Here is a 22,836-nt window from a genome sequence, read left to right on the forward strand (position 1 = left end):
TCACGGGGATAGCGTTGCGGCATGAACCAATTACCGCCGCCGGGACCCGCTTGGGCCGGCTCCTTGATGGGCACGTCGATCCTGGCCACCCTATGCCACATTCACGGCGTGCCCGTCGCGCCGTGGGTGCTTCTTGCTGTGGCCGTGTGTGTGCTGGTGGTCATCGTGGCCGGATGGCTGCGCCACCGCACTCCGGGGTGGGACAGTGCCGCGATGGGGCCGTGGGGCATGTTCTCCATGGGAGTGTTGGCGCTCGGGTCCGCGGCAGCGGAGGTCACCGGCGCGCAGTGGTGGCAGGTACTGTCGTGGTGGATCAGTGCTCCGCTGGGATGGGCGGTGTGCTTGAACCAGCTGAGGCGCTTCGAAGGCTCGCCCACCTTCCAATGGGGCCTCGCACTCGTCGCACCGATGGTCGCCGCAACGAGCGCCGGTCAACTGGGGTACCACGGGGCTGGCGTGGCATCCTTCCTGCTCGCGATATGCACGGCGGTGCCGGTCTTCGGCTACTGCTACGTGTCTCTGCTGCGCGGGCGCATGAACATTCCCGACGGGTTGGCCGGCACGGCATGGATTCCGCTCGGTGTGGTGGGGCAGTCCACCGCCGCCGCGCACGTGCTTTTCCACGAACGCGCCAGCCTAATTTATGGCGTGACCATTTTGGTGATTGGTGTGCTGCCGTTCATCTATGCTTCCCAGCGTTTTCTGCGCGCCGTGGCTGCCTGGGCCGACTACACCCCGGGCTGGTGGGGGTCGACCTTCCCGGTGGGCACATTGTGTTTGGGGATGCATCTGCTCTCGGAGCTGGACGAGTGGGGCTGGATGAATGCGATAAGTCAGGTGCTTCTGGTTGTTCTTGCCGTGCACTGGTTGCTGTGTGTGGTGCGTTTTAGTGCCTGGGCTCCTTGCCGTCGTCAAGGCTCACTAAGCTAGTCAGGTGTGAGAGATCCCCAAGGAATGCCCACCGTCGCCGTAATCGGCGATGGCCAACTCGCCCGCATGATGCACACCGAGGCTATCGAACTCGGCCTGAAGCCCCGCGTCCTTGCAGGCAGCTATGACGCTTCGGCCGCGCAAGTCTTCGGCGACGTCGTCATCGGCGACTACAAGAACCTTGACGACGTGCAGAATGTCTGCGACGGCGCCACCGCCGCCACCTTCGACCACGAGCACGTGCCCAACGAGTTCTTGGACGAACTCATCGCGGCGGGTGTCAGCGTGCAGCCGCAGCCGCAGGCACTCATCTTTGCCCAGGACAAGCTGGAGCAGCGCCGGAAGATGAAGGAGATCGGTGCGCCGGTGCCGGAGTTCGCGCCGATCGAATCGGCAGAGGATGCCGGGGCATTCTTCGAGTCCGTCGAGGGCGAGATGTGCCTCAAGGCCACCCGCGGCGGCTACGACGGGCACGGCGTTTGGTTTCCCGGGACCCGCGGGGAGGCGGAGAACCTCGTCGCCGAACTGCTGGACAAGGGCACCCCGCTGTACGCCGAGCGCAAGGTCGACTTCGACCGCGAGCTCTCCGCCATGGTCGCGCGCACCCCGTCCGGGGAGGTCCGCGCGTGGCCGGTCGTGGAATCGCGCCAGCGCGACGGCATCTGCGTCGAGGCGATCGCCCCCGCGCCGGGCATGAGCGAAGAGACCGCCGCGTACTGCCAAGAGCTGGCCACGAAGATCGCCACTGAGCTCGACGTGACGGGCGTGCTCGCGGTCGAGCTCTTCGCCAAAGACGGCGAGATCACCGTCAACGAGCTGGCCATGCGCCCGCACAACACCGGCCACTGGACGCAGGACGGCTGCGTGACCAGCCAGTTTGAGCAGCACCTCCGCGCAGTGCTGGACTGGCCGCTCGGCTCCGTCGAGACTACGGCGCCGTACACCGTCATGGTGAATACCCTCGGCGCTGAGACCGAGCCGGCCGAGCCGATGGAAGAGCGCGTCAAAGAAGTCATGCGCCAGTACCCAGATGCCAAGGTCCACCTCTACGGCAAGGGGCACCGCCCCGGGCGCAAGATGGGGCACGTGAACGTTTCGGGCACGGACTTGGACACCGTGCTGGAGCGGGCCAAGGCCGCAGCGGACATCATCGTCGGCGGCACAGGTGCCGCGGCGAACTAAAGAGCTAAAAAGGAGCGCACATGAAACCGCAGGTAGGAATCATCATGGGGTCCGACTCGGACTGGGACACCGTCGCACCGGCGGCGGAGATCCTCGCCGAGTTCGGCATCCGTTTCGAGGTCGGGGTCGTCTCCGCGCACCGCACGCCGGAGAAGATGCTTGCCTACGCAAAAAGCGCACACGAGCGCGACTTGCAGGTCATCATCGCCTGCGCCGGTGGAGCTGCGCACCTGCCGGGCATGGTCGCGGCCGCGACGCCGCTGCCGGTGATCGGCATTCCGCGCGCACTGGAGGATCTCGACGGCCTCGATTCTCTGCTGTCCATCGTGCAGATGCCGGGCGGCGTCCCCGTGGCCACCGTCTCCATCGGCGGCGCGAAGAACGCAGGTCTGCTCGCCGCGCGCATTCTGGGTGCCTCCGACCCCGCGATCCAGCGGCGCATGGTCGACTACCAGGCCAATATGGCGCAGGAAGTCGAGCGCAAGGACGAGGCGTTGCGCGAGCGTCTGCTCGGCGGCGGTGAGTAACAGCCCGGACCCCGTGGTGGTCCTCGGGGCGCGCATTATCGACGGCCGCCCGTCGCGCATGCTGGAAGCACGCTTAGGCGCGGCTCTTTTGCTTTGCTCCTCCCACCCCGACTCGCCCATCGTGGTGACCGGGAAGGGAGAGTCCGGTGTAATGGCGCGCTGGCTCATCGAGCGCGGTGTGGCACCGGAACGCATCGTGGAGGAGCCACTGGCCACCTCCACCAACGAGAACCTGGAGAAATCCCGGGCACTGTTCCCTGACGCTGGGCGGTTGGTCGTGGTCACCAACGGGTTCCACGTCGCGCGGACGAGGGTGTGGGCGGCGCACCTCGGCATTCCCATTCGCGTCGTGGCGGCACCGACACCGAAGAAATCCCGGCTGAAGAACTACGCCCGCGAGATCATCGCAGTGCCGCACTCCGCCGCGCGGGTGATGTGGCGCAGATTCGTGCGCCGGCGGTGCGGCCGCTAGACCAGTCGCGCTGTCACCTTCTCAGCCTCGGCGATCTGCTCCATGCGTTCAGCCGAGGCCATTCCCGCCACGACCACCACGGAGCCGCCGGCCGCGAGGGGTGCCATGACTGTCGCGTCGAATTGCTCGCGCGATGTCCATGCCGGGATGAGAGCTCGCTCGGAGCCCATCTCATCTGTGCTCCATTGAGTTAGATCGGGGGATTCGCCGTAGTACTGGTCCCCGTAAAAGCGGACGGTGGGGCCGAAATCGACGATGCCCGGTGGCAGAGTGCCGCCGGTCTCTGTCACGCCGCGGCCGAAGGGGTCGTTCGACACCGCGACAACATCGGTGGATTTGGGCCAGCTCTCCAAGGCATCTGGGGTGGTAAAAACCAGCTGGGGAGTGTCCTGGTCCGAGTTCAGCCCGATGCTCTGGCTTGAGCTTACCGCGAAGGTGAGGCCGGCATTGTAGATCCCGATGGGCAGCACTGCCGCCTGCCAGGAGACGGGCAGGCCCACGAGGATGCGGGGAGCATCGGCGGGATTGTCCAGCTCGAATTCCTCGACGAGCATGTTGGCGATCTTGTTGGCCCAGTTATCAAGCGTCACGCCCGAGAACTCCATGCGTGTGCCGGCTGTCTCGTCGTAGACGGTCAGTCGGGGACTAGTTGGGTCGGTGGACAGGATCGGGGCGAGCAGGCTCATGCCGACCCATCGTAGGGAAAAGGCGGGTGAGGGGTGAGTGGGCGGAAGGGATCCAGATGTCAGACGCATCTAGTGGAGGCCCCAGCCCCCAAACTCAGCCCCCGCGCCGGTTAGTTCACGCAACGGGGGCCGGTGCCGCCGGCGTTGATCTCTGGTGCCACCTCCGCTGCGCCGAAGTCCTCCCCCGGGGTGCCCACGGTGTTGTCTTCACTGATCTCCTGAGGGGCGTCCTCGGCGGCGGGGCCGGTGTAGTCGTCGGCAGTGACCACGATGAGCGAGCCAGGGTTCAGGGATTCGTTGGCCGTGACGGGCAGGCCGCCGAGAAGTTCGGCGAGCTCCTTCGCGGCGGGGTCATCGGCGCTGGCCGCGACAATCTGAGAGGAGGCGTAAATGCCCGGGGTGGCGTTGCTGACGCTTTCAACGGTGAGCTTCTTCTCCTCCAAGAAGTCTCCGACGGCACCGGCCAGGCCGGCTGTGTCGCCCGCATTGAGGAGAGTGATGGATGCCCCGGAGAGCGAGGCGGAGGTACCCGCGGCAGCGTCATCGGCCTTCTGCTCGCCGTCGCCGGCAGGCTGCTCGGCTTCCTCCCGCTCGCGCGCGAGATCTTCCATGAAGTCGTGAACCTGCTGCGGGTCGACGGTGATGATGGATTCGCCGTAGTCGCCGGTGCCGTTGACGGACGTGACGGGGATGGTGGAGAAGGTGACATTGCCGGCTGCCAAGTCGGACATCTGGGTGGCCAGCGACATGATGTCCCAGCCGGAATCCACGTTCACGGAACGCTCAACCGCGTTGGACAGTTCGCGCATCTTTGTTGGATTCGACAGAGTGCCCGCGGAAATCGCTTCATTGACCAGGGAAGCCATGAAGACTTGCTGGCGCACAATACGGTCGAGGTCGCCGCGGGGCAGGTCGTGGCGCTGGCGGACGAATGCGAGGGCCTGTGCTCCGTCGAGGGTGGAGCGGCCGGCCGGGAATTTCGCGCCGGACATCGGCTCCTCCACCGCCTCGTTGAGGCACACCTCAACTCCGCCGACAGCGTCAGTCAGTAGCACGAACCCGAGCAGGCCCACCTGGGCGTAGTGGTCAACTTCGACGCCGGTGAGGTCCGCCACTGCGTCGATAAGACCCTGCTGTCCTGCTTGCGCGACCTTTTCCTCGAGTCTCTTTCCTTCTTTCTCCCCGCTTTCCTGGAGCTCCTCGCGTTTCGCGTTCGCGTACTGGCCGTAGACCGCGTTGATCTTGGTGTTGCCGTACGTGGAATCGTGGATGTAGGTGTCGCGCGGAATGGACACGGCTGTGGCGCGGGATCCGTCGTTGGGCACGCGGATGACCATGATCGTGTCCGTGTTCAGCTCACCCTCGGCCTCACCCGCGTTGAGGCGCCGCAACTCCTCCTCGGACAGCGGGTTGCCCTGCGCGTCAGTTCGGGAATCGGAGCCGACAAGCAGGATGTCCACTGCACCGTCCTCGCCGTCGAGCTCATTGTCCGACAGCGACAGGTCAGACGAGGAGAGCTTCCCGCCCAGTCGGCCCACGGAGTAGTAACCCAAGCCGGAGATGAGGAGGATCAGCACGGAAATAGCGGCAAGCGCCGCCTTCAACGCCGGGTGGCCGGACTGGCTGATATCCCGCACGTGCGACGGGGCCGGCTGGATGTCACGCACCGGCCGGTAGTTCTCGCTCACGAAACGCTGCCCCTTTGGTCGTTCACCTGCTGCCCGCCGCGTAGTGGGAGGAACTGCTGTAAACAGCGCTGCTGGACCCCGCGCGGACAGTTGATCGCAATCGGTTGAAAGTATAGTGCACGCGCCCGAGCGCGCCGAGATCCCGCGACCGCGACCGGCTGTAAGCTCCCACACTGTGAGTGCGACTTTCGGATGTGATGCTGCATCGGCGGCGACGGCCTCTCCGCTGGCTGTGGTGACAGTGACGTTCTCTCCCGGGCGGCACTTGGCGGGGCTCGCGGACACGCTCGCCGCCTCAACCCGGTGGGAGACACGGCTGATCTGCGCCGATAACGGTTCCACCGACGGTGTGCCGCAGGCGCTCGCCGCGCAGCGCGAGAACGTGGATTTTCTTCCCACCGGCGGGAATATCGGCTACGGTGCGGCTATCAACGCGGCCGCCCGGCACCTTTCCCCTGCGCGTGAAGCGGGGGAGATCAACGGCGAGTACTTCCTCATCGTCAACCCCGACGTTGAGTTCAGCCCTGGGTCCCTCGACGCGCTGTTGAATTGCGCGAAAGACCATCCGCGTGCCGGTGCTGTCGGCCCGCGGATCGAGGAGCTCGACGGCTCCGCCTACCCGTCAGCGCGCGAAGTGCCCACCTTGCTCACAGGCATTGGACACGCCGTGCTCTACCCGGTGTGGCCCGGCAATCCGTTCAGCAAGGCGTATCGGGCGGGGGAGAACCTCACCACTGTGCGGCCCGCGGGCTGGCTGTCCGGCTCCTGCCTGCTCGTGCGGTGGGACGCCTTCGATGCCATCGGAGGTTTCGACGAGCGCTACTTCATGTACTTCGAGGACATTGACTTCGGCGACCGCCTCTCCCGCGCCGGGTGGGACAATATCTTCTGCCCGCATTCCGTGATCTTCCACGACCAGGGTCACTCCGCCAAGAAGCATTCGCGCGTGACTGTTCCCGCTCACCATGATTCGGCCTACCGCTTTCAGGTGGACCGCCACCCGCACCTATGGCAGGCTCCGGTGCGTGCTGCGTTGTGGCTGGGCTTGCAGGCTCGCGCCGTGATCGCCCGTGCGCTGAGCTAGCCCTTTCATGCCACTTCCCGTCTCAGTCGGCAGTGCAAACAGAGCGTTCCGGATGAGTTCTACGCCACTGTCCAGCTGGCCCGGCCCCGTCAAATCCACGTTTCCCGCGTGCTAGCAGATAGGTTTGAGGTCCGAACCCTCACTCCGGGCACGGAAGATCAACAGAACGACCAGCCCTGAACCGATAGAACCGACAGAAAGGCCGCGCCACGATGGCACCTCAGGCATCCACGGTAGACCCCTCCCAGATCGACGCAGTTGTGCTCGTGGGAGGTCAGGGGACGCGGCTGCGCCCGTTGACGGTGTCCACGCCGAAGCCGATGCTGCCCACTGCCGGGTATCCGTTCCTGGCGCACTTGCTGGCGCGCATCAAGGCCGCGGGCATCGAGCACGTGGTCATGGGGACCTCGTACAAGGCAGAGGTTTTCGAGGAGTACTTCGGCGACGGCTCCGAGATGGGCCTGGAGATTGAGTACGTGGTCGAGGAAGAGGCCCTGGGCACGGGCGGCGCGATCCGCAATGTGGAGTCCCGCTTGCGCTTTGACACGGCGATGATTTTCAACGGCGACGTGCTCTCCGGCGCGGACCTGGGCGGCATACTGCAGACGCACCTGGACAACGAGGCGGACGTGACGCTGCACCTTGTCCGGGTGCCGGATCCCAGCCAGTTTGGTTCGGTGCCCACCTCTGCCGACGGGCGCGTTGAGGCGTTTCTGGAGAAGACGGAAGCGCCGCCGACGGACCAAATCAACGCCGGCTGCTACGTTTTCGAACGCGACGTGATCCGTTCAATTCCGGAAGGTCGCGTCGTCTCCGTTGAGCGCGAGACGTTCCCTGGGCTTCTCAAATCTGGCGCGCGCGTTTTCGGCCACGTGGACACCACGTACTGGCGCGACATGGGTCGCCCGTCCGATTTCGTGCAGGGTTCATCGGACCTCGTCCGCGGCATCGCGCCCTCTCCGCTGTTGGAGGGACGCACGGGCGAGTCGCTTATCGACGATTCCGCCGGCGTCGCCGGCGGTGCCATTCTTGTCGGCGGGACCTCTGTGGGGAGGGGATCCACGATTGGTGCGGGGTGTCGCCTCGACGACTGTGTTGTGTTTGATGGTGTGACGATTGAGCCGGGCGCGATGATCCGCGGCTCCATCATCGCCTCGGGGACGACCATTGGTGCGAATGCTCGCATCCAGGACTGCGTCATCGGTGACGGAGTGAATATCGGTGCCCGTTGTGAGCTCCAGAGCGGTATGCGGGTGTGGCCGGGCGTGGACATCCCGGATTTGGGAGTGCGTTTTTCGCCGGACGCGTAGCGACACGCCGAGGAGACGGCAGAGTAGTTGCCAGCTCGGGTGCCCCCTACTATATCTAGTACCCCCGGCGACTACCCCTGCTTCGCATGTCATGTGACTCGTGTGACTCATGTTGCGTGTCACGGCCTGGACGGGCGCTTTTCCCCAGCGCGAAGATACTTTTGCCTGTCTTTGTGTTGACGCTATTTAGTGCGCGAGGGTCTAATCACATTAGTGTAATCAGCACCTACCGAGTGGGGCGGTGCTGACGGCATTGCTTCATGGCGGGCATTGGCAATAGGTGCCACGACAGCAACACGGCGACAAACAAGACTCAGGAAGGGGACGGCGTGGAAGACATGGTTTCAGGCGCCACTCTCCGTGGCGCGGCCGCGGGCGGAATGACCCTCGACGAACTGTTCGGCACCGTCGAGCAGGAGTGGCAGGATCAGGCCCTGTGCGCTCAGACTGACCCGGAGGCGTTCTTCCCGGAGAAGGGCGGCTCCACCCGCGAGGCGAAGCGCATCTGCCAGGCGTGCGCCGTCCGCGACGAGTGTCTCGAGTACGCCCTCGAGCACGATGAGCGCTTCGGCATTTGGGGCGGCCTCTCCGACCGTGAGCGCCGCCGCCTGCGCAAGCAGATCGGATAACAGCTTCACGGCTGTGAAAAGACATAACAACAAGAGACCGCAGGGTTACGCCTGCGGTCTTCTGCTTTTCTGCCCCATTCCGCAGTGGGTCACCACTGGAGCCGGGGATTGGTGTCCCGCGGGTCGAGGTTCAGGTAATGCGCGACCAGGGCGGTCAGGATGGTGTCTAGGAGTTCCGCTAGTTCGATGGCGTTCGTGGTGCGTTGCTCGATGGGCATGCGGAATAGAACGATGCGTGCTCGCGTCGGGTTGCCGGCGCGGTCGAAACCGGCCTGCAGAACACGGCCTAAGGGGACGGGGCCGTCGGCGAAGATCTCGTCCGGCATGAGCATGTCGGGGCGCAGCCGCATGCGCGGAATGGTGTCCACGGCCAGGTCCACGCCGGTGAGCTGATCGAAGAACCGTTGCTGGAGCGGAGCGTACGCCTCGAGCGCCGCCTGGTCGAAGGCCGTGGACCGGGTCCGGTAGCGGGGCACAGCAACGGGGAGGAGCGGGCCTCGCACGCCGCGCCCGTGGCGGTCGCGCCGCATGGGCAGTCGAGCGGGGTCGGCGCTGGCGGGAGTCATAGGTACCAATCTAGGGCGGCCCGTGCGGCTGGGGAGAGGGGACGCGCCGCGTGGCACGAGCCAAAATATAAACCTTGGGTTTAGACTATGGGCCCGTGAGTACCTTCCGCCGTTGTTGTCGCCCCGGGTGTGGCCGCCCCGCCATCGCCACACTCGTCTACGCGTACTCCGAGAAAACCGCCATCGTCGGGCCGCTCGCACCGTCGCCGGACCCGCACGCGTGGGACCTGTGCCAGCGGCATTCCGAGCACATCACCGCCCCCGTTGGGTGGGAGATGGTGCGTATCGACAACATCGAGCTGTCCGACGAAGAAGAGATCACCGCCCTGGCCCAAGCCGTCAGTGAAGCCGGGCGGGTCACCACGGGCCTGGTGGACACCACCCAGGACCCCATCGAGTTCGACACCGAGCGCGACTTCACCAACCCGGACACCTCCAACCACCCCGTGTACCGAACGAAGCGGGTCGGGGAGCACCTCGCCGAGCACAAGGCTGCCCGCCGCGCGCACCTGACCGTTGTGCCCGACCCGGACGCGGACGATGTCGGCAGCGCCGGTGCCAGCGACACCGTCGAACAGGACTGATTCCGCGGCGATCACGCAGCGCGAGCGCGCGCGGACCCCGATGGTCACGTTCGGGTTTATGATCGGTTGGCATGACTGAACAAACGTCGCACCCCCGCACCCGCTCCCGCGAAGATGTCCAGGCCGCCATCAAGGCCTATGACATCCGTGGAGTCGTCGAACCGGCTGACACGGCCACTGTCGATGAGGACTTCGTTTTCGATGCTGGCGCCGCCTTCGCGTCGATTCTGCGCGGGGAAGGGGAGACCACCGTCGCTGTCGGCCACGACATGCGCCCCTCCTCGCCCGACTTGGCCGACGCGTTCGGCCGCGGCGTGGTCAGCCAGGGCCTCGATGTTATCGAGCTCGGCCTGACGTCTACCGACGAGCTGTACTTCGCCGCAGGCGTGATCGGGTGCGCCGGCGCGATGTTCACCGCCTCCCACAACCCGGCTCAGTACAACGGCATCAAGCTGTGCCGCACCGGTGCCACGCCCGTCTCCCAGGACAGCGGGCTGGCGGAAATCACCGACATGCTTGTTGGCGGTGTCCCGGAGTATGCGGGCGAAGCCGGTTCGGTCACCCAGCGCGACATCCTGGGCGACTACGCCGATTTCCTCCGCGATCTTGTGCCAGTGCCGAGCGACCGGAAGCTCGTCGTCGCGGTCGACGCTGCCAACGGCATGGCCGGCCACACCGTCCCGGCGGTGCTGGGCACCGAGGACAACCTGGATATCCGCCCACTCTACTTCGAGCTCGACGGGACCTTCCCCAACCATGAGGCAAACCCTCTGGATCCGAAGAATCTGGTGGACTTGCAGGAGTTCGTCGTCAAGCAAAATGCGGACATCGGCCTTGCCTTCGACGGCGACGCAGACCGCTGCTTCGTCGTCGACGAGAAGGGCGAGCCGGTCTCCCCGTCGGCGATCACGGCGCTGGTGGCCGAGCGGACGCTGGAGAAATCCCCCGGCGCGACGATCATCTACAACGCGATCACCTCGCAGGCCGTGCCGGAGCTCATCGAGTCCCACGGGGGTACCGCGGTGCGCACGCGAGTGGGGCACTCCTACATCAAGGCCCAGATGGCGGACAAGGGCGCGCTGTTCGGCGGCGAGCACTCGGCACACTACTACTTCGCCGAATTCTTCAACGCGGACTCCGGCATGGTTGCCGCCCTTCACGTCCTGGCCGCACTAGCGGAGCAGGATAAGCCGCTATCCGAGTTGATGGCCAGCTACAACCGTTATGCGGCATCGGGCGAGATCAATTCCGAGGTGGCCGATCAGCAGGCGACGATGGAGATGGTTGTCGAAGCGTTCGCCGACCGCACCGAGAGCGTCGACCGCCTCGACGGGGTCACGGTCTCCCTGTCGGGCACTAAAGCGTGGTTCAATGTTCGCGCATCCAACACCGAACCGCTCCTTCGCCTCAACGTGGAAGCGGAGACCCAGGATGAGGTCGACGCGCTTGTGGACGAAGTGCTGGGCATCATCCGCGGATAAGGTGCGGGGTATGAACCCAGAGACCCATCCGGACCGCAGCTACTACGACGGCGCAGCCGAATACGACACCGAGGCCGTGCGCTTTTTCGACGTCGCGCATGAGGGAGCGCAACTCCGTGCCGTGGCCCAGGCCGGGGACCTACTCGCTGGGCTGCGGGGAGCCGCTCCGCGTTCCGTGGTGGTGCTGGCCACTGACGCGGTGTCTGAAGCGGCGGCGGAATGCGCTGTCGCCCTCAGCGATTACGGCCGTGCGCCGGTGATGGTGACGCGCACGTTGCCTGAATTCGTCGGCGCGCTCGACGTTGTTGTCGTCGGCGGCGAAGCTCCCGACGCGGAGACCGTGACCCGGCAGGTGGCCGTTGCCTCGAGCCGCGGGGCAGACGTCGTCCTCGCCGGGCCGTCCGGCGGACCCGTCGTGGAGGATGCACCCCGCGGTGTCGTTCTGCTTCCCGCCCCGCCGACCGCGGACGGTGCCTCTCCGCTGCGGACTTTCGCTGCGGTGCTTTCCGTGTGCGCGGAACTGTCGGGCACCCCAGTGCAGGGCGGCGACCTCGCCGATGCCGTCGACGAGGAATTGCGCCAGCTGTCGCCGGAGCGCGACACGACAGTCAATCTTGCCCGCCAGCTGCGGGAGTACTCCGACGGAGCCCGTGTCCTGCACACCGGCTACAGTCCCGCCGGCGCTGCCGTGGCGCGGCTCATCGCCGCCTTGTGGTCCGCCCGCGGCATTCCGAGCGGATTCGTCGGACGCGAGGATCTAGCGGCTGCTCTGGAACAGTCCGGCGATACCGCCGGAAGCAGCGGAGCCTCCGGAACAGACGATCTCTTCTACGATCCGTTCATCGACGGGCCGACCGCGCACGTGCCGGTGAAGACCATTGTGTGGGCGCAGCGCGATCCGCACATGCTTGGGGCCCGCGCGGAATACGTCGATGACAGCTATGGCGATGGCGGCTTTGCCGGTGATGCCGGTGGCACCGACCTATCTGGTGCGCTCCGACTGATCGTGCGGGGGCTGGCGGCCACGGCCATGCAGGTGCCGCACTGACCGCGGGGAAGAGTGGACGACCGAGAGCACGAGAGCAACTGAAAGGGCGAGAAACGTGGAGCTGCTCACCCCGGCACTGCAGACGTACCCGTGGGGATCGAGAACCCTGCTAGCGGACCTGCGCGGCGAGGTCTCGCCCGCGGCGACACCGGAGGCGGAACTATGGTTCGGGGCTCACCCGGCGGCACCGGCCACCGTCGGGGGAGCGGGGCTCGACGACGTCATTGCGGACGACCCGGTCGATGCCCTCGGCGCAGCCGTGCGTGGAGAATTCGGCGACGCCCTTCCGTTCCTGCTCAAGATCCTCGCCGCGGATGCGGCACTGTCCATCCAGGCGCACCCCACCGCCGCCCAGGCCCGCGCAGGATTCGCCGCCGAGAACGCCGCGGGCATCCCGCTAGATTCCGCTCAACGCAATTACAAAGATCCGAACCAGAAGCCGGAGCTGCTCGTGGCACTCACCCCGTTCCGGGCATTGGCGGGGCTGCGGCCGGTGAAGCAGACTCTCGACTTCTTCGACCACCTCGACTGCCCGGAACTGACTCGATATTCCGGCATGCTCCACACGGACAACGGGGAGGAGGGGTTGCGCGCCCTGTTCACCACCTGGGTCTCCCTGCCCCGCACCAAGCGGGTGGAGGTGATTGAGGGGGTGCGGGGATGCGTCGATAAGCGGAGCTTTGCTGGCGTTCCCTCCTGGATGCGGGATTGTGCGCGCTGCTTCGTGCAGCTTGACCACGCATACCCGGGCGATGTCGGGGTTTTGGTCTCCCTGCTGCTCAATTACGTTGAACTTGCGCCGGGGGAGGCACTGTTTCTCGGCGCGGGGAGGCTGCACGCGTATCTCGAGGGGATGGCTGTGGAGATCATGGCCAATTCCGACAATGTCTTGCGCGGCGGGCTGACCACGAAACATGTGGACGTGCCCGAGTTGGTGCGAATCACGGACTTCACCCCGCTGAATGATCCGCGTGTGGCTGTTCACATCAATGGTGCGGCATGCGAATTCGACGTCCCTGTGCGGGACTTCCAGCTCACACGCTACGAACTGTCGCCTGGGGAAGGCTTCGACGCGGACGCTTCTGGGCCCGCGATTGTGCTGTGCACCGGTGGTACTGCGGTCTGCGGTCCCCTGGAATTGACGCCGGGAACGGCGGCGTGGATTCCAGCTTCAGATGCGGATGCGCGAGTGGAGTCGCTCGGTACCGAGGGCGCTGACGTGTTTTACGCGCGGGTCACGCGTTAACCGTTCGCCTCAGCACCACGTTCTGTGCCGTCGTCCTCGGCAGGGGCCTGGGGGACGCGGGTCGATGCGGAGAACGGATCCTCCGGGCGCTTCGGCTTCTCGCCGCCTTGCCCGTTCACGGCGCCCGAAACAGCGCCACCGGCACCCACCTTCTCCGCGATATCCGACGCAATCTGGAGGTGCTTCGCCCCAGCATCCACACTAGGCTCTTGCGGCTCGCGCTCGTGCTGGGCAGCGCCGTCCGGATCATTGCCGGGAACAGGTTTTTCCTGCGGCTTCTGCGGAACAGCTGTCGTGGAAATCGGGGTGGCCGTCTTGCGGGGCGAATTGTCCTGCTGCTGGGTCTGCTCCGGGGCGGATGTGCGGGCGTTCGGCTGGGCTGGTGCCGCGTTAGTCGGGCGGTAATAGGATGTCTCCTGGGATCCGCCGCGGGCACCGCCCAAGTTGGCGTTGCGCGGTGCGAGTGGATCGTAGGCTGCATCGGCTCCTGTGCCCTGCGCACCATTTGAATCGTTGCTGGCAGCCTCACCCGCGAATTCGGCGTCCGCGTCGTCCGCGGACGTCTCCTCCTCAGATCTTTCAGCCGTCGAGCTGGCTTCCGAGGACGCAGCAGTCTTGGGCGTCGACGATTTATCCGCATCCGCAGCTGCGATTGGTTGACCGGCGATTTCCGTCTGCGGGCTTGTCAGATTCATCCCCGCGTCCGAGATCTTCCACACTGCCAGCCCCACGACGACGGCCAACGTCAAACCGGAAGCGAGAAAGATAGCGAAGCGGCGGCTGGTCAGTTCCATGTCCGGCGTCTCCTTCCTCCCGCCTCGGCGAGAGTCTCACGGTGCGTGGGTGATCGTTCGTTTCGGCGTTTCTCGGGGTGTTACTCGATGTTCTCAGGGAGCTTTTCGGTTCTGAGTCGTTGATCGCGGTTTCCTATCCCGGATAACAACTCGGTAACAACCTATCAAGGAATCGGCAACGAATCTAGCCCCCTACGCGGACTGGGACTACAGCCCGGATGTGAGGCACGTGGGACTCATGGTGGACAGACCGTGAGCAAGCCAGTAGTACTGGACCTGTACTTGGGTCACTTGCGGAGGCACTGTTGCCCAGCAAGAACGATCGGACAAACCAGAATCGATCGACACGGAGATGAGCTGGAAGGAGCGCGGCGTGAGTACTTGGGACTTGGCCATTTTCAACGAGAACGCGAATGTCGATTTCCTCGATGACCTCGCTGACATGGACATCGAAGGGACGGTGGAGGCGGTGCGCGACGCGTGCTTGCTCGCCCTGGACAAAGACAACGCGACCGACGACGAGCTGCTCAACGGCCAAGCCGCAGCGACGATCGCCGCGATCTGGGCGGGTGCACCGTTCAGCGCCGGCGAGATCGCGGACACGTATTCTTTCCTCCGCGCCTCCTCGGTCGAACTCGACGAGAAGCTTATCGACGCCGCCGTGGCCGTCCTCGAAGACGTCGACTCCGAGCGTGACGTGGATCAGTTCATCGAGGCGCTGTCCTAGCCCGGACGTTGCCGCGGTCAACGACCTAAACTGGCCACGTTGAGCAAACGGCAACGGCATTGCCGTTCTATGACTCATTCACACCCCTAAGCGTTCCCATGAAGGAGACGATGCACATGAACCAGGATCTCAGACAGGACTTCAAGGTCGCCGACTTGTCTTTGCACGAGGCGGGGCGCAAGCAGATCGACTTGGCCGAGCACGAGATGCCGGGCCTGATGCAGTTGCGCCGCGAGTACGCTGAGGAGCAGCCGCTGGCTGGTGCCCGTATCGCGGGTGCGATCCACATGACCACCCAGACGGCGGTGCTCATTGAGACCCTGACCTCTTTGGGTGCGGAGGTGCGCTGGGCATCCTGCAACATTTTCTCCACCGAGGATCCAGCCGCCGCCGCCATCGTGGTGGGCAAAGACGGCACTCCGGAGGACCCGCAGGGCGTGCCCGTCTTCGCGTGGAAGGGCGAGACCCTCGACGAGTACTGGTGGTGCATGAACCAGATCTTCAGCTGGGGCGAGCGCGACGGTGAAACGCTGTACCCGAACATGATTCTGGACGATGGCGGCGACGCCACGATGGCAGTGATCAAGGGCTCCGAGTTTGAAAACGCCGGCGCTGTGCCATCCGCCGCCGACACGGATTCCGACGAGCAGGTCGCCTTCTTCAGCATGCTCCGTGAGACTCTCGCCGCCGAGCCGCAGAAGTGGACTGAGACCGCGAAGTCCGTCAAGGGCGTGACGGAGGAGACCACCACTGGTGTCCACCGCCTCTACCACTTCGCCAACGAGGGCACGCTGCCGTTCCCGGCGATGAATGTCAACGACGCGGTGACCAAGTCCAAGTTCGACAACCGCTACGGCACCCGCCACTCCGTCATCGACGGCCTCAACCGCGGCACCGACATGCTCATCGGAGGCAAGAAGGCGCTTGTCTGCGGCTACGGCGACGTGGGCAAGGGCGTGGCTGAGGCTCTCAACGGCCAGGGCGCGATCGTCTCCGTCACCGAGGTCGACCCGATCAACGCCCTGCAGGCGCTCATGGACGGTTACCGCGTGGTCACCGTCGATGAGGCGATCGGCGAGGCCGACATCATCATCACCGCCACCGGCAACCTGGGCATCATCACCTTTGACGACATGCTGAAGATGAAGGACCACGCTGTGCTGGGCAACATCGGCCACTTCGACAACGAGATCGACATGGCCTCCCTGCTGCACCGCGAGGATGTCGCCCGCCTGAACATCAAGCCGCAGGTGGACCAGTTCACGTTGCCGAACGGGAATTCCATCATCGTTCTGTCCGAAGGCCGCCTGCTCAACCTGGGTAATGCCACCGGCCACCCGTCGTTTGTCATGTCCAACTCATTTGCCGACCAGACCATCGCGCAGATCGAGCTGTTCACCAACAACGGCCAGTACGAGAACGAGGTGTACCGCCTGCCCAAGATCCTCGACGAGAAGGTCGCCCGCATTCACGTCGAAGGCCTCGGTGGCACCCTGACCGAGCTGACCAAGGAACAGGCCGAGTACATCGGCGTCGATGTGGCCGGCCCGTTCAAGCCGGAGCACTACCGCTACTAGTTTGGAGTAGCCCGCATGCGCTCGCCGGAAGGGAAGGACACAGATGATCATCGCTCTCGAAGGAATCGACGGCGCCGGGAAGAATACTCTCGTGCGCGCACTCGTCGGTGAATTGGAAGCCGATGACGCCGTGACCAGTGTGGCCACGTTGTCCTTCCCGCGCTACGACGATTCCGTTCACGCCCAAATCGCCGCCGACGCATTGCACGGCACAATGGGGGACCTGACCGACTCGGCCCACGGCATGGCTGTCATGTTCGCCCTGGACCGGTACGGGGTAAGGGAGGAGTTGGGGCGCTACGCGGCGTCGACAAGCGAAATCTTGCTGCTCGACCGTTACGTCGCGTCGAACGCCGCGTACACGTCGGCGCGCACTGGGCGTATCGACGACCGCGCGTGGGTCGCGGACCTCGAATTCGGCCGCCTCGGACTGCCGCGGCCCGACCTGCAGGTCCTCGTGGACACCGAGCCGGAAACTGCCCGCGAGCGCGCGGCGAAACGCGAGCACCTCGACGCTTCCCGTACCCGCGACCGCTACGAACGCGACACCGCGTTGCAGGACGCGACCTTCGCCGCCTACTCCGACATGGCGGACACGAACTGGGAGGGCCGGTGGCTCCGCGCGAGCGATCCGCAACCTATCATGCAAGCTATCGGCGCATTGAAGCGCCCACCCGCCAGCTAACGTGTGCGGTAACGCAACGCAGCAAGGAGCACCGAAATACCGATGACGCCAAAGATCCTCGTCGTGGACGATGACCCCGCCATCTCCGAAATGCTGACCATCGTTCTGGATGCCGAAGGCTTTGAAGCCAAACCTGTAACCGATGGGCTCGAGGCGATCCCCGCCTTCCACAGCTACCAGCCCGACCTGATCTTGCTGGACCTCATGCTCCCCGGCATGAGCGGCGTGGACATCTGCAAAGAAATCCGCAAAGAATCCGCCGTGCCGATCGTGATGCTCACCGCAAAGACCGACACCGTCGATGTGGTGCTGGGGCTGGAATCCGGGGCGGACGATTACATCACCAAACCGTTCAAACCCCGTGAGCTGGTTGCGCGCATCCGCGCTCGCCTGCGCCAAAATGTCGAGGAACCGTCTGAGGTGCTGGAGATCGGGGACCTGACCATCGACGTGCCGCAACACATCGTCACCCGCGGCGACACCGAGATTAACCTCACCCCGCTCGAATTCGACCTGCTGGTGGAATTGGCGCGTAAACCGCACCAGGTGCACACCCGCGAAGAATTGCTGGAGAGAGTGTGGGGCTACCGCAACGCCTCCGACACCCGCCTGGTCAACGTCCATGTGCAGCGCCTGCGCGCCAAGATCGAGCACGACCCGGAGAACCCCGAGATCGTCCTCACCGTGCGCGGCGTGGGTTACAAGACTGGACGGCCGGGGGTGTAACAGGCCCTGGCTACTAATCTGAAACGGGCCAGGGAAAGCCTCGCCCAGAGTTGGCGGACCTCGCTGCAGGTCCGGTTCGTGGGCACGGTGCTCATCGTTTCCGCGATCGTGATGGGTGTGCTAGCCCTCGCTCTCGCGTCGGTGGTCACGGAGCGTCTCGTCGCGCTCAAGCTGGAAAATGCCCAGTACGACCTCGAGCGCGTGCGGGGCACGGTGGAAGAACAGCTGCGCAACACCTCCGCGACCGGTGCGTCGACGCAGAGCCGCCTCAACTCCGCCCGCGCGGCGTTGGCGCAGCGCTCCCAGCAGGACCAGCCAGCTACGGGCGCCTACGAGCCGGTCCTGTTGGTGCCGCAGCAAAGCGGGGTGATCACCTCGCCGGAGGATTTCACGATTCCGGAGCGGTTGGTCGTCGACTTCGTTGGCAAGGGCCAGGTGGCGTACCAGTTCAACCCCGTCAACAACGGGGGCCGGCAGTACGACGCCCTGATCATCGGCACCCCGACGGATTCGGACATCCAGGGGCTTCAGCTCTACTTGGTCATGGACATGGCCAGCGAGCGCCAGACACTCGCGCTCATGCGCGGCCTGCTCACATCCGCCGGCATCGTCGTCGTGGTTCTGTTGGTGGGAATTGCCTGGCTGTCGTCGCAGCAGCTTGTCGCGCCTGTCCGCTCCGCCTCCCGGATTGCGGAACGCCTCGCTGGCGGTCACTTGCGGGAACGCATGGCTGTCGAGGGTGAAGACGAGATGGCCCGCCTCGCACTGTCCTTCAACGACATGGCCGACAACCTGTCCAGCAAGATCACCCAGCTGGAGGAGTACGGCGACCTGCAGCGGCAGTTCACCTCCGACGTGTCGCACGAGCTGCGCACGCCGCTGACCACAGTCCGCATGGCGGCAGACATGATCGCCGCCGACGAAGAGAGCCTCGAACCTCACACACGCCGCGCATCCCAGTTGATGATCCGCGAGCTCGACCGGTTTGAAGCGCTGCTTGCAGACTTGCTGGAGATTTCGCGTCACGACGCCGGTGTAGCGGACCTCTCCGCCGCCACCATCGACGCCCGCTCACCGATCGAGTCCGCGTGGTCCCAGACCTCGGCGCTGGCCGAAGAGCTCGATGTGGCCGTGGAATTCGACATCCCCGAGGAGCCCGTGCAGCTGGTGGGCGACCCCCGCCGGATCGAGCGCATCGTGCGCAACCTGCTGGCAAACGCCATCGACCATTCCGAGGGCAACCCGGTGTGCGTGGAGCTAGCCGCGAATGAGGAGGCTGTGGCCATCACCGTCACCGACGGGGGCGTGGGGCTGAAACCGGGTCAGGAGGAGTTGGTGTTCAACCGGTTCTGGCGCGCGGACTCGTCCCGTAAACGCCACTCCGGCGGCACCGGCCTGGGTCTTGCCATCGCCCGCGAAGATGCGCAACTCCACCACGGCATCTTGGATGCCGCCGGAACCGCCGGCGTGGGCTCGCAGTTCCGGCTCGTGCTGCCCCGCGACCCGGAGGCAGGCTTTACCGACGCGCCATTGAAACTGCACGCTCCCGGCGCGCCGGAGACCGAAAACATCCCGCCTGAAATGGTGCATACCAGTCACGGCGGCGAGACGCCTGAACTGCCGGCACCGTCCGCGCCACAGGCCGAGGAGCGTGAGCCGTGATGAGCTTTGCAACACCCCGCAGGAAGTCCGCGGCACGGGCGGCACTGGCCGCTTGCTCCGCAGGAATGCTATTCGCCATCGGCGGGTGCGCGACATTGCCGACGACCACCGAGCCTCATGCCCTGCACGAGTTCGAGGGTCGTCCCAACCCCACGCAAGAAATGGAGCCGACCAGGAACGCTGAGCCGGATCTCCTGCTGCGCGAATTCTTCGCCGCCTCGGCCAACCCCTCAGGACAGTACGAGGCCGCGCGGCGGTATCTGACCGCACCCATGAGACAGGTGTGGGAGCCTCGCGAGAACATTCTCATCCTGGATACGTTCGAGCTCACCTCGCGCCCCTCGACCGACCAGTCGAAGCGGTCCTATCAGGTCGAGGGGCGCATCATCGGATCACTCGATCCCGGAGGCATTTTCCAGCCGGATAACCAGCAGTATCAAGCCACCATGGAGCTGGCGCAGGAAGACGGCCAATGGCGCATCGCCGGGCTACCGAATGACGTCGTGGTGGATCGCACCGAGCTGCGCAACCACTACGAGCCCCGGAACATCTTCTTCTACGACTCCACGGACCAAGCGCTGATCCCCGACCGGCGCTGGGTGTACTCCGCAGCGACGTCCAAAGAAGACTCGCTTTTGAGCCTGCTCGTCAGCGGCCCGTCTTCCGTCATTGCCCCGGCGGTGAACACTGCCGCGGCGGATGACGTGGCGTACACCGGATCCGCCGACGGTGTCTACCGCTTCACCGGCCTGGCCGACGCGGAAGAAAAGACTCGCGCCCGCTTTGCCGCGCAGGTGGTGTGGACTCTAGCCTCCGCAGGAGTCCCGGGGCCCTACCCGGTGACGCTCAACGGCGTGCCCTTGGTGGGGGAGAACCAGGAGCTCAGCATCGAGCAATTCCGGGAGCTCGATCCAATCAAGAAAATCGACGGCGGACCGGACCTGTACACGCTGCGTGACGGGGAAGTCACCAGCGTGGATAACTTGGGTGAGGGGGAGGAACCAGAGGTGGCGCCGGTGGAATCGTTGAACAAGCTGGGCAGCGTTTCTTCTGTGGACATCGGCGACGAAGGCAACTACGCCGCTGTGATCAACGTCGGTGACGACGAACAAGCGCTTGTCGCCGGGGCTGTGGACTCGGAGAGCAAGGAAGTGCAGCGCGCCGGCAGCTTCACCCGACCCACCCTCGAACCCGGCCACACCGCTGCGTGGTCCGTGGCCGACGGCAAGAGCGTGATCCGCGCGGACCGTTCCGCCGCGACCGGGGAAGTGCAGGTGGCAGGTGTGCAGGTGCAGCTCCCGCCGAATGTGGATGGGGAGATCACGTTCTTGCGCCTGTCCGACACGGGCTCGCGCGTGGCCATGATCGTGGACGGTCACCTTGTCGTCGGCGTGGTGGAACGCCGCGACAACGGCCAGCGCGCCGTGGTCAACACCGCCAAGTACGCCGATGTGGAGCTCGACGGCTCCGCGGTCAGCGTGGACTGGCAGCCAGACGGATCCCTGCTTGTGGGCACATCAGCAAGTCAGCGCCCGGTGGTCCGCGTGGAGCAGGACGGCTCCTCACTCACAGCTCTGCCATCCGGCAATGTGGGCGGCCCCGTCGTCGCCGTAGGCGCCACGGTGGACACGATGTACATCACCGATTCCAAGGTGCTCATGCGCATGCCGCTGCCCACCAAGGACTCGTTGAACTGGCGTGAAGTTCCCGGTCAGCAGGGCGTGCGCGCCGCCCCGGTGGTGCCGCGGCCGTGATCGGGGAGCTGCTTCTCCCGCGGCGGTGCGCCGGGTGCGCGGCTCCCGGGCACCTTTTGTGCCCGCGGTGCCGGACGCAGCTCGCGGCTCCGCCGTTCCGTCACACCCCCGGGGCGCCAGTGCACGTTCCGGTGTTCGCCTTCGGACCGTATGCGAACCCGCACCGAGGGGTGATCTTGGCCATGAAAGAGCACAATAACGTGCTCGTCCGGCGTTACATCGGCGCCGTCCTCGCCGCTGGTCTGCGCCACTTGGAGGCCCAAGGCGAAATCCCGGCCGGGGCACACCTTGTGCCGGCGCCGACCCGCGCGACCTCCGCCCGGGCCCGTGGAGGCGATCCCGTCACAGCGATCTGCGCGGCATCCGGGTACCGGACGCACCCGGTGCTGCGGTTGGCGGAGGACACTCCCGACCAGGGGTCGCTCGATGAGTCCGGCCGGCGGCGAAACCTGCAGGGAATGGTCTCCATTACGGCCGTGCCCGCCCGCCCCGTCATCGTGGTGGACGATGTGGTGACAACGGGGGCGACGCTTCAGGCGAGCGTCGAAAAGCTTCTTGCGCACGGTGGTGACGTGCGCGCTTGCCTGGTTCTGGCAGCCGCTTAGACCCCTTCTGAAACACCGTTACAAACACGTGAACTGATGGAAACCGCGCGATGGCGGTAGGTATAATTCTAAGTAGAGCGAGCGATTGCGTTCGACGTTCCCGACCAGAAGGAGGAAAGCAGATGACCTCTGCAAACGAGAACAACAACGAAGCCCTGGCCCCTGAAGCACAGGTGACCATCACGGGCCGCAACGTCGAAGTTCCGGAGCACTTTCAGGAACGCGTGAACAGCAAGCTGGCCAAGATCGAGAAACTCGATCCGACCTTGACCTTCTTCCACGTCGAACTGCAGCACGAGCCCAACCCGCGCCGGGAGGCGCGGGCGAACCGCATTCAGATCACCGCGACGGGCAAGGGCCACCTCGCCCGCGCCGAGGCTAAGGAAGACAGCTTCTACGCGGCGCTCGAATCGGCCGTGGGCAAACTGGAGCGGTCCCTGCGCAAGGTGAAGGTCCGCCGCGAGATCTCCATGGGCGGCCACCGAGCACCGAAGTCCACCGGCCAGATCGCAGCGGAGCTCGCGGCCGAAGCCGAGCAGGCGCGTGCACAGGAGAAGCCCGAGGTTGACCCGTACGCAGTGGAGGATCAGCTGCCGGGCCAGGTCGTGCGCACTAAGGAGCACCCGGCCACCCCGATGAGCGTAGACGATGCTCTGTCCGAGATGGAGCTGGTGGGGCACGACTTCTACCTCTTCATCAATTCCGAGACCAACCGCCCGTCGGTGGTGTACCGCCGCCACGCGTACGACTACGGTCTGATCACCCTCGTCCCCGAGGAAGAATCCGGCGAATAAGCCCAGCTGTTGGCCGCTCGGCGGAGTAGGCCCAGTAAAACCAGTACACCCAGTAAGCACTGCCCGTTCCCCTCCGTCA

Annotated in this window: 23 protein-coding genes; 19 read left to right on the forward strand and 4 right to left on the reverse strand. The window is 65.2% G+C overall.

What is annotated here, in order from left to right:
* Nucleotides 1–21 precede the first annotated feature (21 nt).
* Genes QYQ98_RS08130 through QYQ98_RS08145 form a run of 4 tightly spaced genes read left to right on the forward strand, consistent with a single transcriptional unit; the run spans nucleotide 22 to nucleotide 3,111 of the window.
* Nucleotides 22–930 (forward strand): hypothetical protein, encoded by a 909-nt coding sequence (locus tag QYQ98_RS08130; protein ID WP_302006363.1) that lies wholly within the window; start codon nucleotides 22–24, stop codon nucleotides 928–930.
* Nucleotides 931–954: 24 nt separating this feature from the next.
* Nucleotides 955–2,112 (forward strand): 5-(carboxyamino)imidazole ribonucleotide synthase, encoded by a 1,158-nt coding sequence (locus QYQ98_RS08135; RefSeq protein WP_302007738.1) that lies wholly within the window; start codon nucleotides 955–957, stop codon nucleotides 2,110–2,112.
* 20 nt (nucleotides 2,113–2,132) lie between these two features.
* Nucleotides 2,133–2,639, forward strand: a complete 507-nt coding sequence (gene purE, locus QYQ98_RS08140; protein WP_302006364.1) for a 5-(carboxyamino)imidazole ribonucleotide mutase — start codon at nucleotides 2,133–2,135, stop codon at nucleotides 2,637–2,639.
* Nucleotides 2,632–3,111 (forward strand): YdcF family protein, encoded by a 480-nt coding sequence (locus QYQ98_RS08145; RefSeq protein ID WP_302006365.1) that lies wholly within the window; start codon nucleotides 2,632–2,634, stop codon nucleotides 3,109–3,111. Before purE ends, QYQ98_RS08145 begins: the two co-directional genes overlap by 8 nt.
* On the opposite strand, the gene QYQ98_RS08150 is transcribed toward QYQ98_RS08145, so the two are convergent.
* Both QYQ98_RS08150 and QYQ98_RS08155 read right to left on the reverse strand, forming a co-directional pair.
* Nucleotides 3,108–3,797 carry a TIGR03089 family protein gene (locus tag QYQ98_RS08150; RefSeq protein ID WP_302006366.1) on the reverse strand — a complete coding sequence of 230 codons (690 nt, stop codon included), beginning with the start codon at nucleotides 3,795–3,797 and terminating at the stop codon, nucleotides 3,108–3,110. The genes QYQ98_RS08145 and QYQ98_RS08150 overlap by 4 nt on opposite strands.
* Nucleotides 3,798–3,907: 110 nt before the next feature.
* The gene (locus tag QYQ98_RS08155) at nucleotides 3,908–5,485 is read right to left on the reverse strand and encodes an LCP family protein (RefSeq protein WP_302006367.1); all 1,578 of its coding nucleotides are present in this window, start codon (nucleotides 5,483–5,485) and stop codon (nucleotides 3,908–3,910) included.
* 175 nt (nucleotides 5,486–5,660) lie between these two features.
* Between QYQ98_RS08155 and QYQ98_RS08160 the strand changes: the two genes are divergently transcribed.
* The 3 genes from QYQ98_RS08160 (at nucleotide 5,661) to QYQ98_RS08170 (ending at nucleotide 8,508) form a co-directional block, all read left to right on the forward strand.
* The gene (locus tag QYQ98_RS08160; protein WP_302006368.1) at nucleotides 5,661–6,569 is read left to right on the forward strand and encodes a glycosyltransferase family 2 protein; all 909 of its coding nucleotides are present in this window, start codon (nucleotides 5,661–5,663) and stop codon (nucleotides 6,567–6,569) included.
* Between the two features lie 212 nt (nucleotides 6,570–6,781).
* Entirely contained in the window at nucleotides 6,782–7,879 is a 1,098-nt protein-coding gene (locus QYQ98_RS08165; RefSeq protein ID WP_302006369.1) for an NDP-sugar synthase, read from the forward strand.
* Between the two features lie 329 nt (nucleotides 7,880–8,208).
* Entirely contained in the window at nucleotides 8,209–8,508 is a 300-nt protein-coding gene (locus QYQ98_RS08170) for a WhiB family transcriptional regulator (RefSeq protein ID WP_076599791.1), read from the forward strand.
* Between the two features lie 89 nt (nucleotides 8,509–8,597).
* Here the strand turns inward: QYQ98_RS08170 and QYQ98_RS08175 are convergent, their stop codons facing one another.
* Nucleotides 8,598–9,074 carry a metallopeptidase family protein gene (locus tag QYQ98_RS08175; protein ID WP_302006370.1) on the reverse strand — a complete coding sequence of 159 codons (477 nt, stop codon included), beginning with the start codon at nucleotides 9,072–9,074 and terminating at the stop codon, nucleotides 8,598–8,600.
* Nucleotides 9,075–9,169: 95 nt separating this feature from the next.
* Between QYQ98_RS08175 and QYQ98_RS08180 the strand changes: the two genes are divergently transcribed.
* From QYQ98_RS08180 to manA, 4 genes are all read left to right on the forward strand, one after another.
* A complete protein-coding gene (locus tag QYQ98_RS08180) occupies nucleotides 9,170–9,658 on the forward strand; it encodes a DUF3499 domain-containing protein (RefSeq protein ID WP_302006371.1) in 489 nt (162 codons plus the stop codon).
* 71 nt (nucleotides 9,659–9,729) lie between these two features.
* The gene (locus QYQ98_RS08185; RefSeq protein WP_302006372.1) at nucleotides 9,730–11,139 is read left to right on the forward strand and encodes a phosphomannomutase/phosphoglucomutase; all 1,410 of its coding nucleotides are present in this window, start codon (nucleotides 9,730–9,732) and stop codon (nucleotides 11,137–11,139) included.
* Between the two features lie 10 nt (nucleotides 11,140–11,149).
* Nucleotides 11,150–12,187: a hypothetical protein gene (locus QYQ98_RS08190; RefSeq protein ID WP_302006374.1), complete on the forward strand. Its 1,038-nt coding sequence runs from the start codon at nucleotides 11,150–11,152 to the stop codon at nucleotides 12,185–12,187.
* 55 nt (nucleotides 12,188–12,242) lie between these two features.
* Complete coding sequence (gene manA / locus QYQ98_RS08195) at nucleotides 12,243–13,433, forward strand: mannose-6-phosphate isomerase, class I (protein ID WP_302006375.1); 1,191 nt, start codon at nucleotides 12,243–12,245, stop codon at nucleotides 13,431–13,433.
* Here the strand turns inward: manA and QYQ98_RS08200 are convergent.
* On the reverse strand, nucleotides 13,430–14,227 hold the full coding sequence (locus QYQ98_RS08200; RefSeq protein WP_302006376.1) for a hypothetical protein: 798 nt from the start codon (nucleotides 14,225–14,227) through the stop codon (nucleotides 13,430–13,432). The genes manA and QYQ98_RS08200 overlap by 4 nt on opposite strands.
* A 373-nt stretch (nucleotides 14,228–14,600) precedes the next feature.
* On the opposite strand from QYQ98_RS08200, the gene QYQ98_RS08205 reads away from it, so the two are divergent.
* The 8 genes from QYQ98_RS08205 to raiA all read left to right on the forward strand — a co-directional run bounded on the left by QYQ98_RS08205 (nucleotide 14,601) and on the right by raiA (nucleotide 22,757).
* Nucleotides 14,601–14,954 carry a hypothetical protein gene (locus QYQ98_RS08205; RefSeq protein ID WP_302006377.1) on the forward strand — a complete coding sequence of 118 codons (354 nt, stop codon included), beginning with the start codon at nucleotides 14,601–14,603 and terminating at the stop codon, nucleotides 14,952–14,954.
* 116 nt (nucleotides 14,955–15,070) lie between these two features.
* Nucleotides 15,071–16,531, forward strand: a complete 1,461-nt coding sequence (gene ahcY / locus QYQ98_RS08210; protein WP_302006378.1) for an adenosylhomocysteinase — start codon at nucleotides 15,071–15,073, stop codon at nucleotides 16,529–16,531.
* Between the two features lie 43 nt (nucleotides 16,532–16,574).
* Nucleotides 16,575–17,216, forward strand: coding sequence for a dTMP kinase (locus QYQ98_RS08215; protein WP_302006379.1), 642 nt, complete (start codon nucleotides 16,575–16,577; stop codon nucleotides 17,214–17,216).
* A gap of 42 nt (nucleotides 17,217–17,258) precedes the next feature.
* Nucleotides 17,259–17,942, forward strand: a complete 684-nt coding sequence (gene mtrA, locus QYQ98_RS08220; protein ID WP_302006380.1) for an MtrAB system response regulator MtrA — start codon at nucleotides 17,259–17,261, stop codon at nucleotides 17,940–17,942.
* 63 nt (nucleotides 17,943–18,005) lie between these two features.
* Nucleotides 18,006–19,604, forward strand: coding sequence for an MtrAB system histidine kinase MtrB (gene mtrB, locus QYQ98_RS08225; RefSeq protein WP_302007740.1), 1,599 nt, complete (start codon nucleotides 18,006–18,008; stop codon nucleotides 19,602–19,604).
* A complete protein-coding gene (locus tag QYQ98_RS08230; protein WP_302006381.1) occupies nucleotides 19,604–21,358 on the forward strand; it encodes an LpqB family beta-propeller domain-containing protein in 1,755 nt (584 codons plus the stop codon). Before mtrB ends, QYQ98_RS08230 begins: the two co-directional genes overlap by 1 nt.
* A 182-nt stretch (nucleotides 21,359–21,540) precedes the next feature.
* Entirely contained in the window at nucleotides 21,541–21,963 is a 423-nt protein-coding gene (locus QYQ98_RS08235; protein WP_302006382.1) for a ComF family protein, read from the forward strand.
* Between the two features lie 122 nt (nucleotides 21,964–22,085).
* Nucleotides 22,086–22,757 carry a ribosome-associated translation inhibitor RaiA gene (raiA, locus tag QYQ98_RS08240; protein WP_302006383.1) on the forward strand — a complete coding sequence of 224 codons (672 nt, stop codon included), beginning with the start codon at nucleotides 22,086–22,088 and terminating at the stop codon, nucleotides 22,755–22,757.
* The last annotated feature ends 79 nt before the right edge of the window (nucleotides 22,758–22,836 follow it).

The sequence above is a fragment of the Corynebacterium sp. P3-F1 genome (assembly GCF_030503635.1).
Lineage (GTDB): Bacteria > Actinomycetota > Actinomycetes > Mycobacteriales > Mycobacteriaceae > Corynebacterium.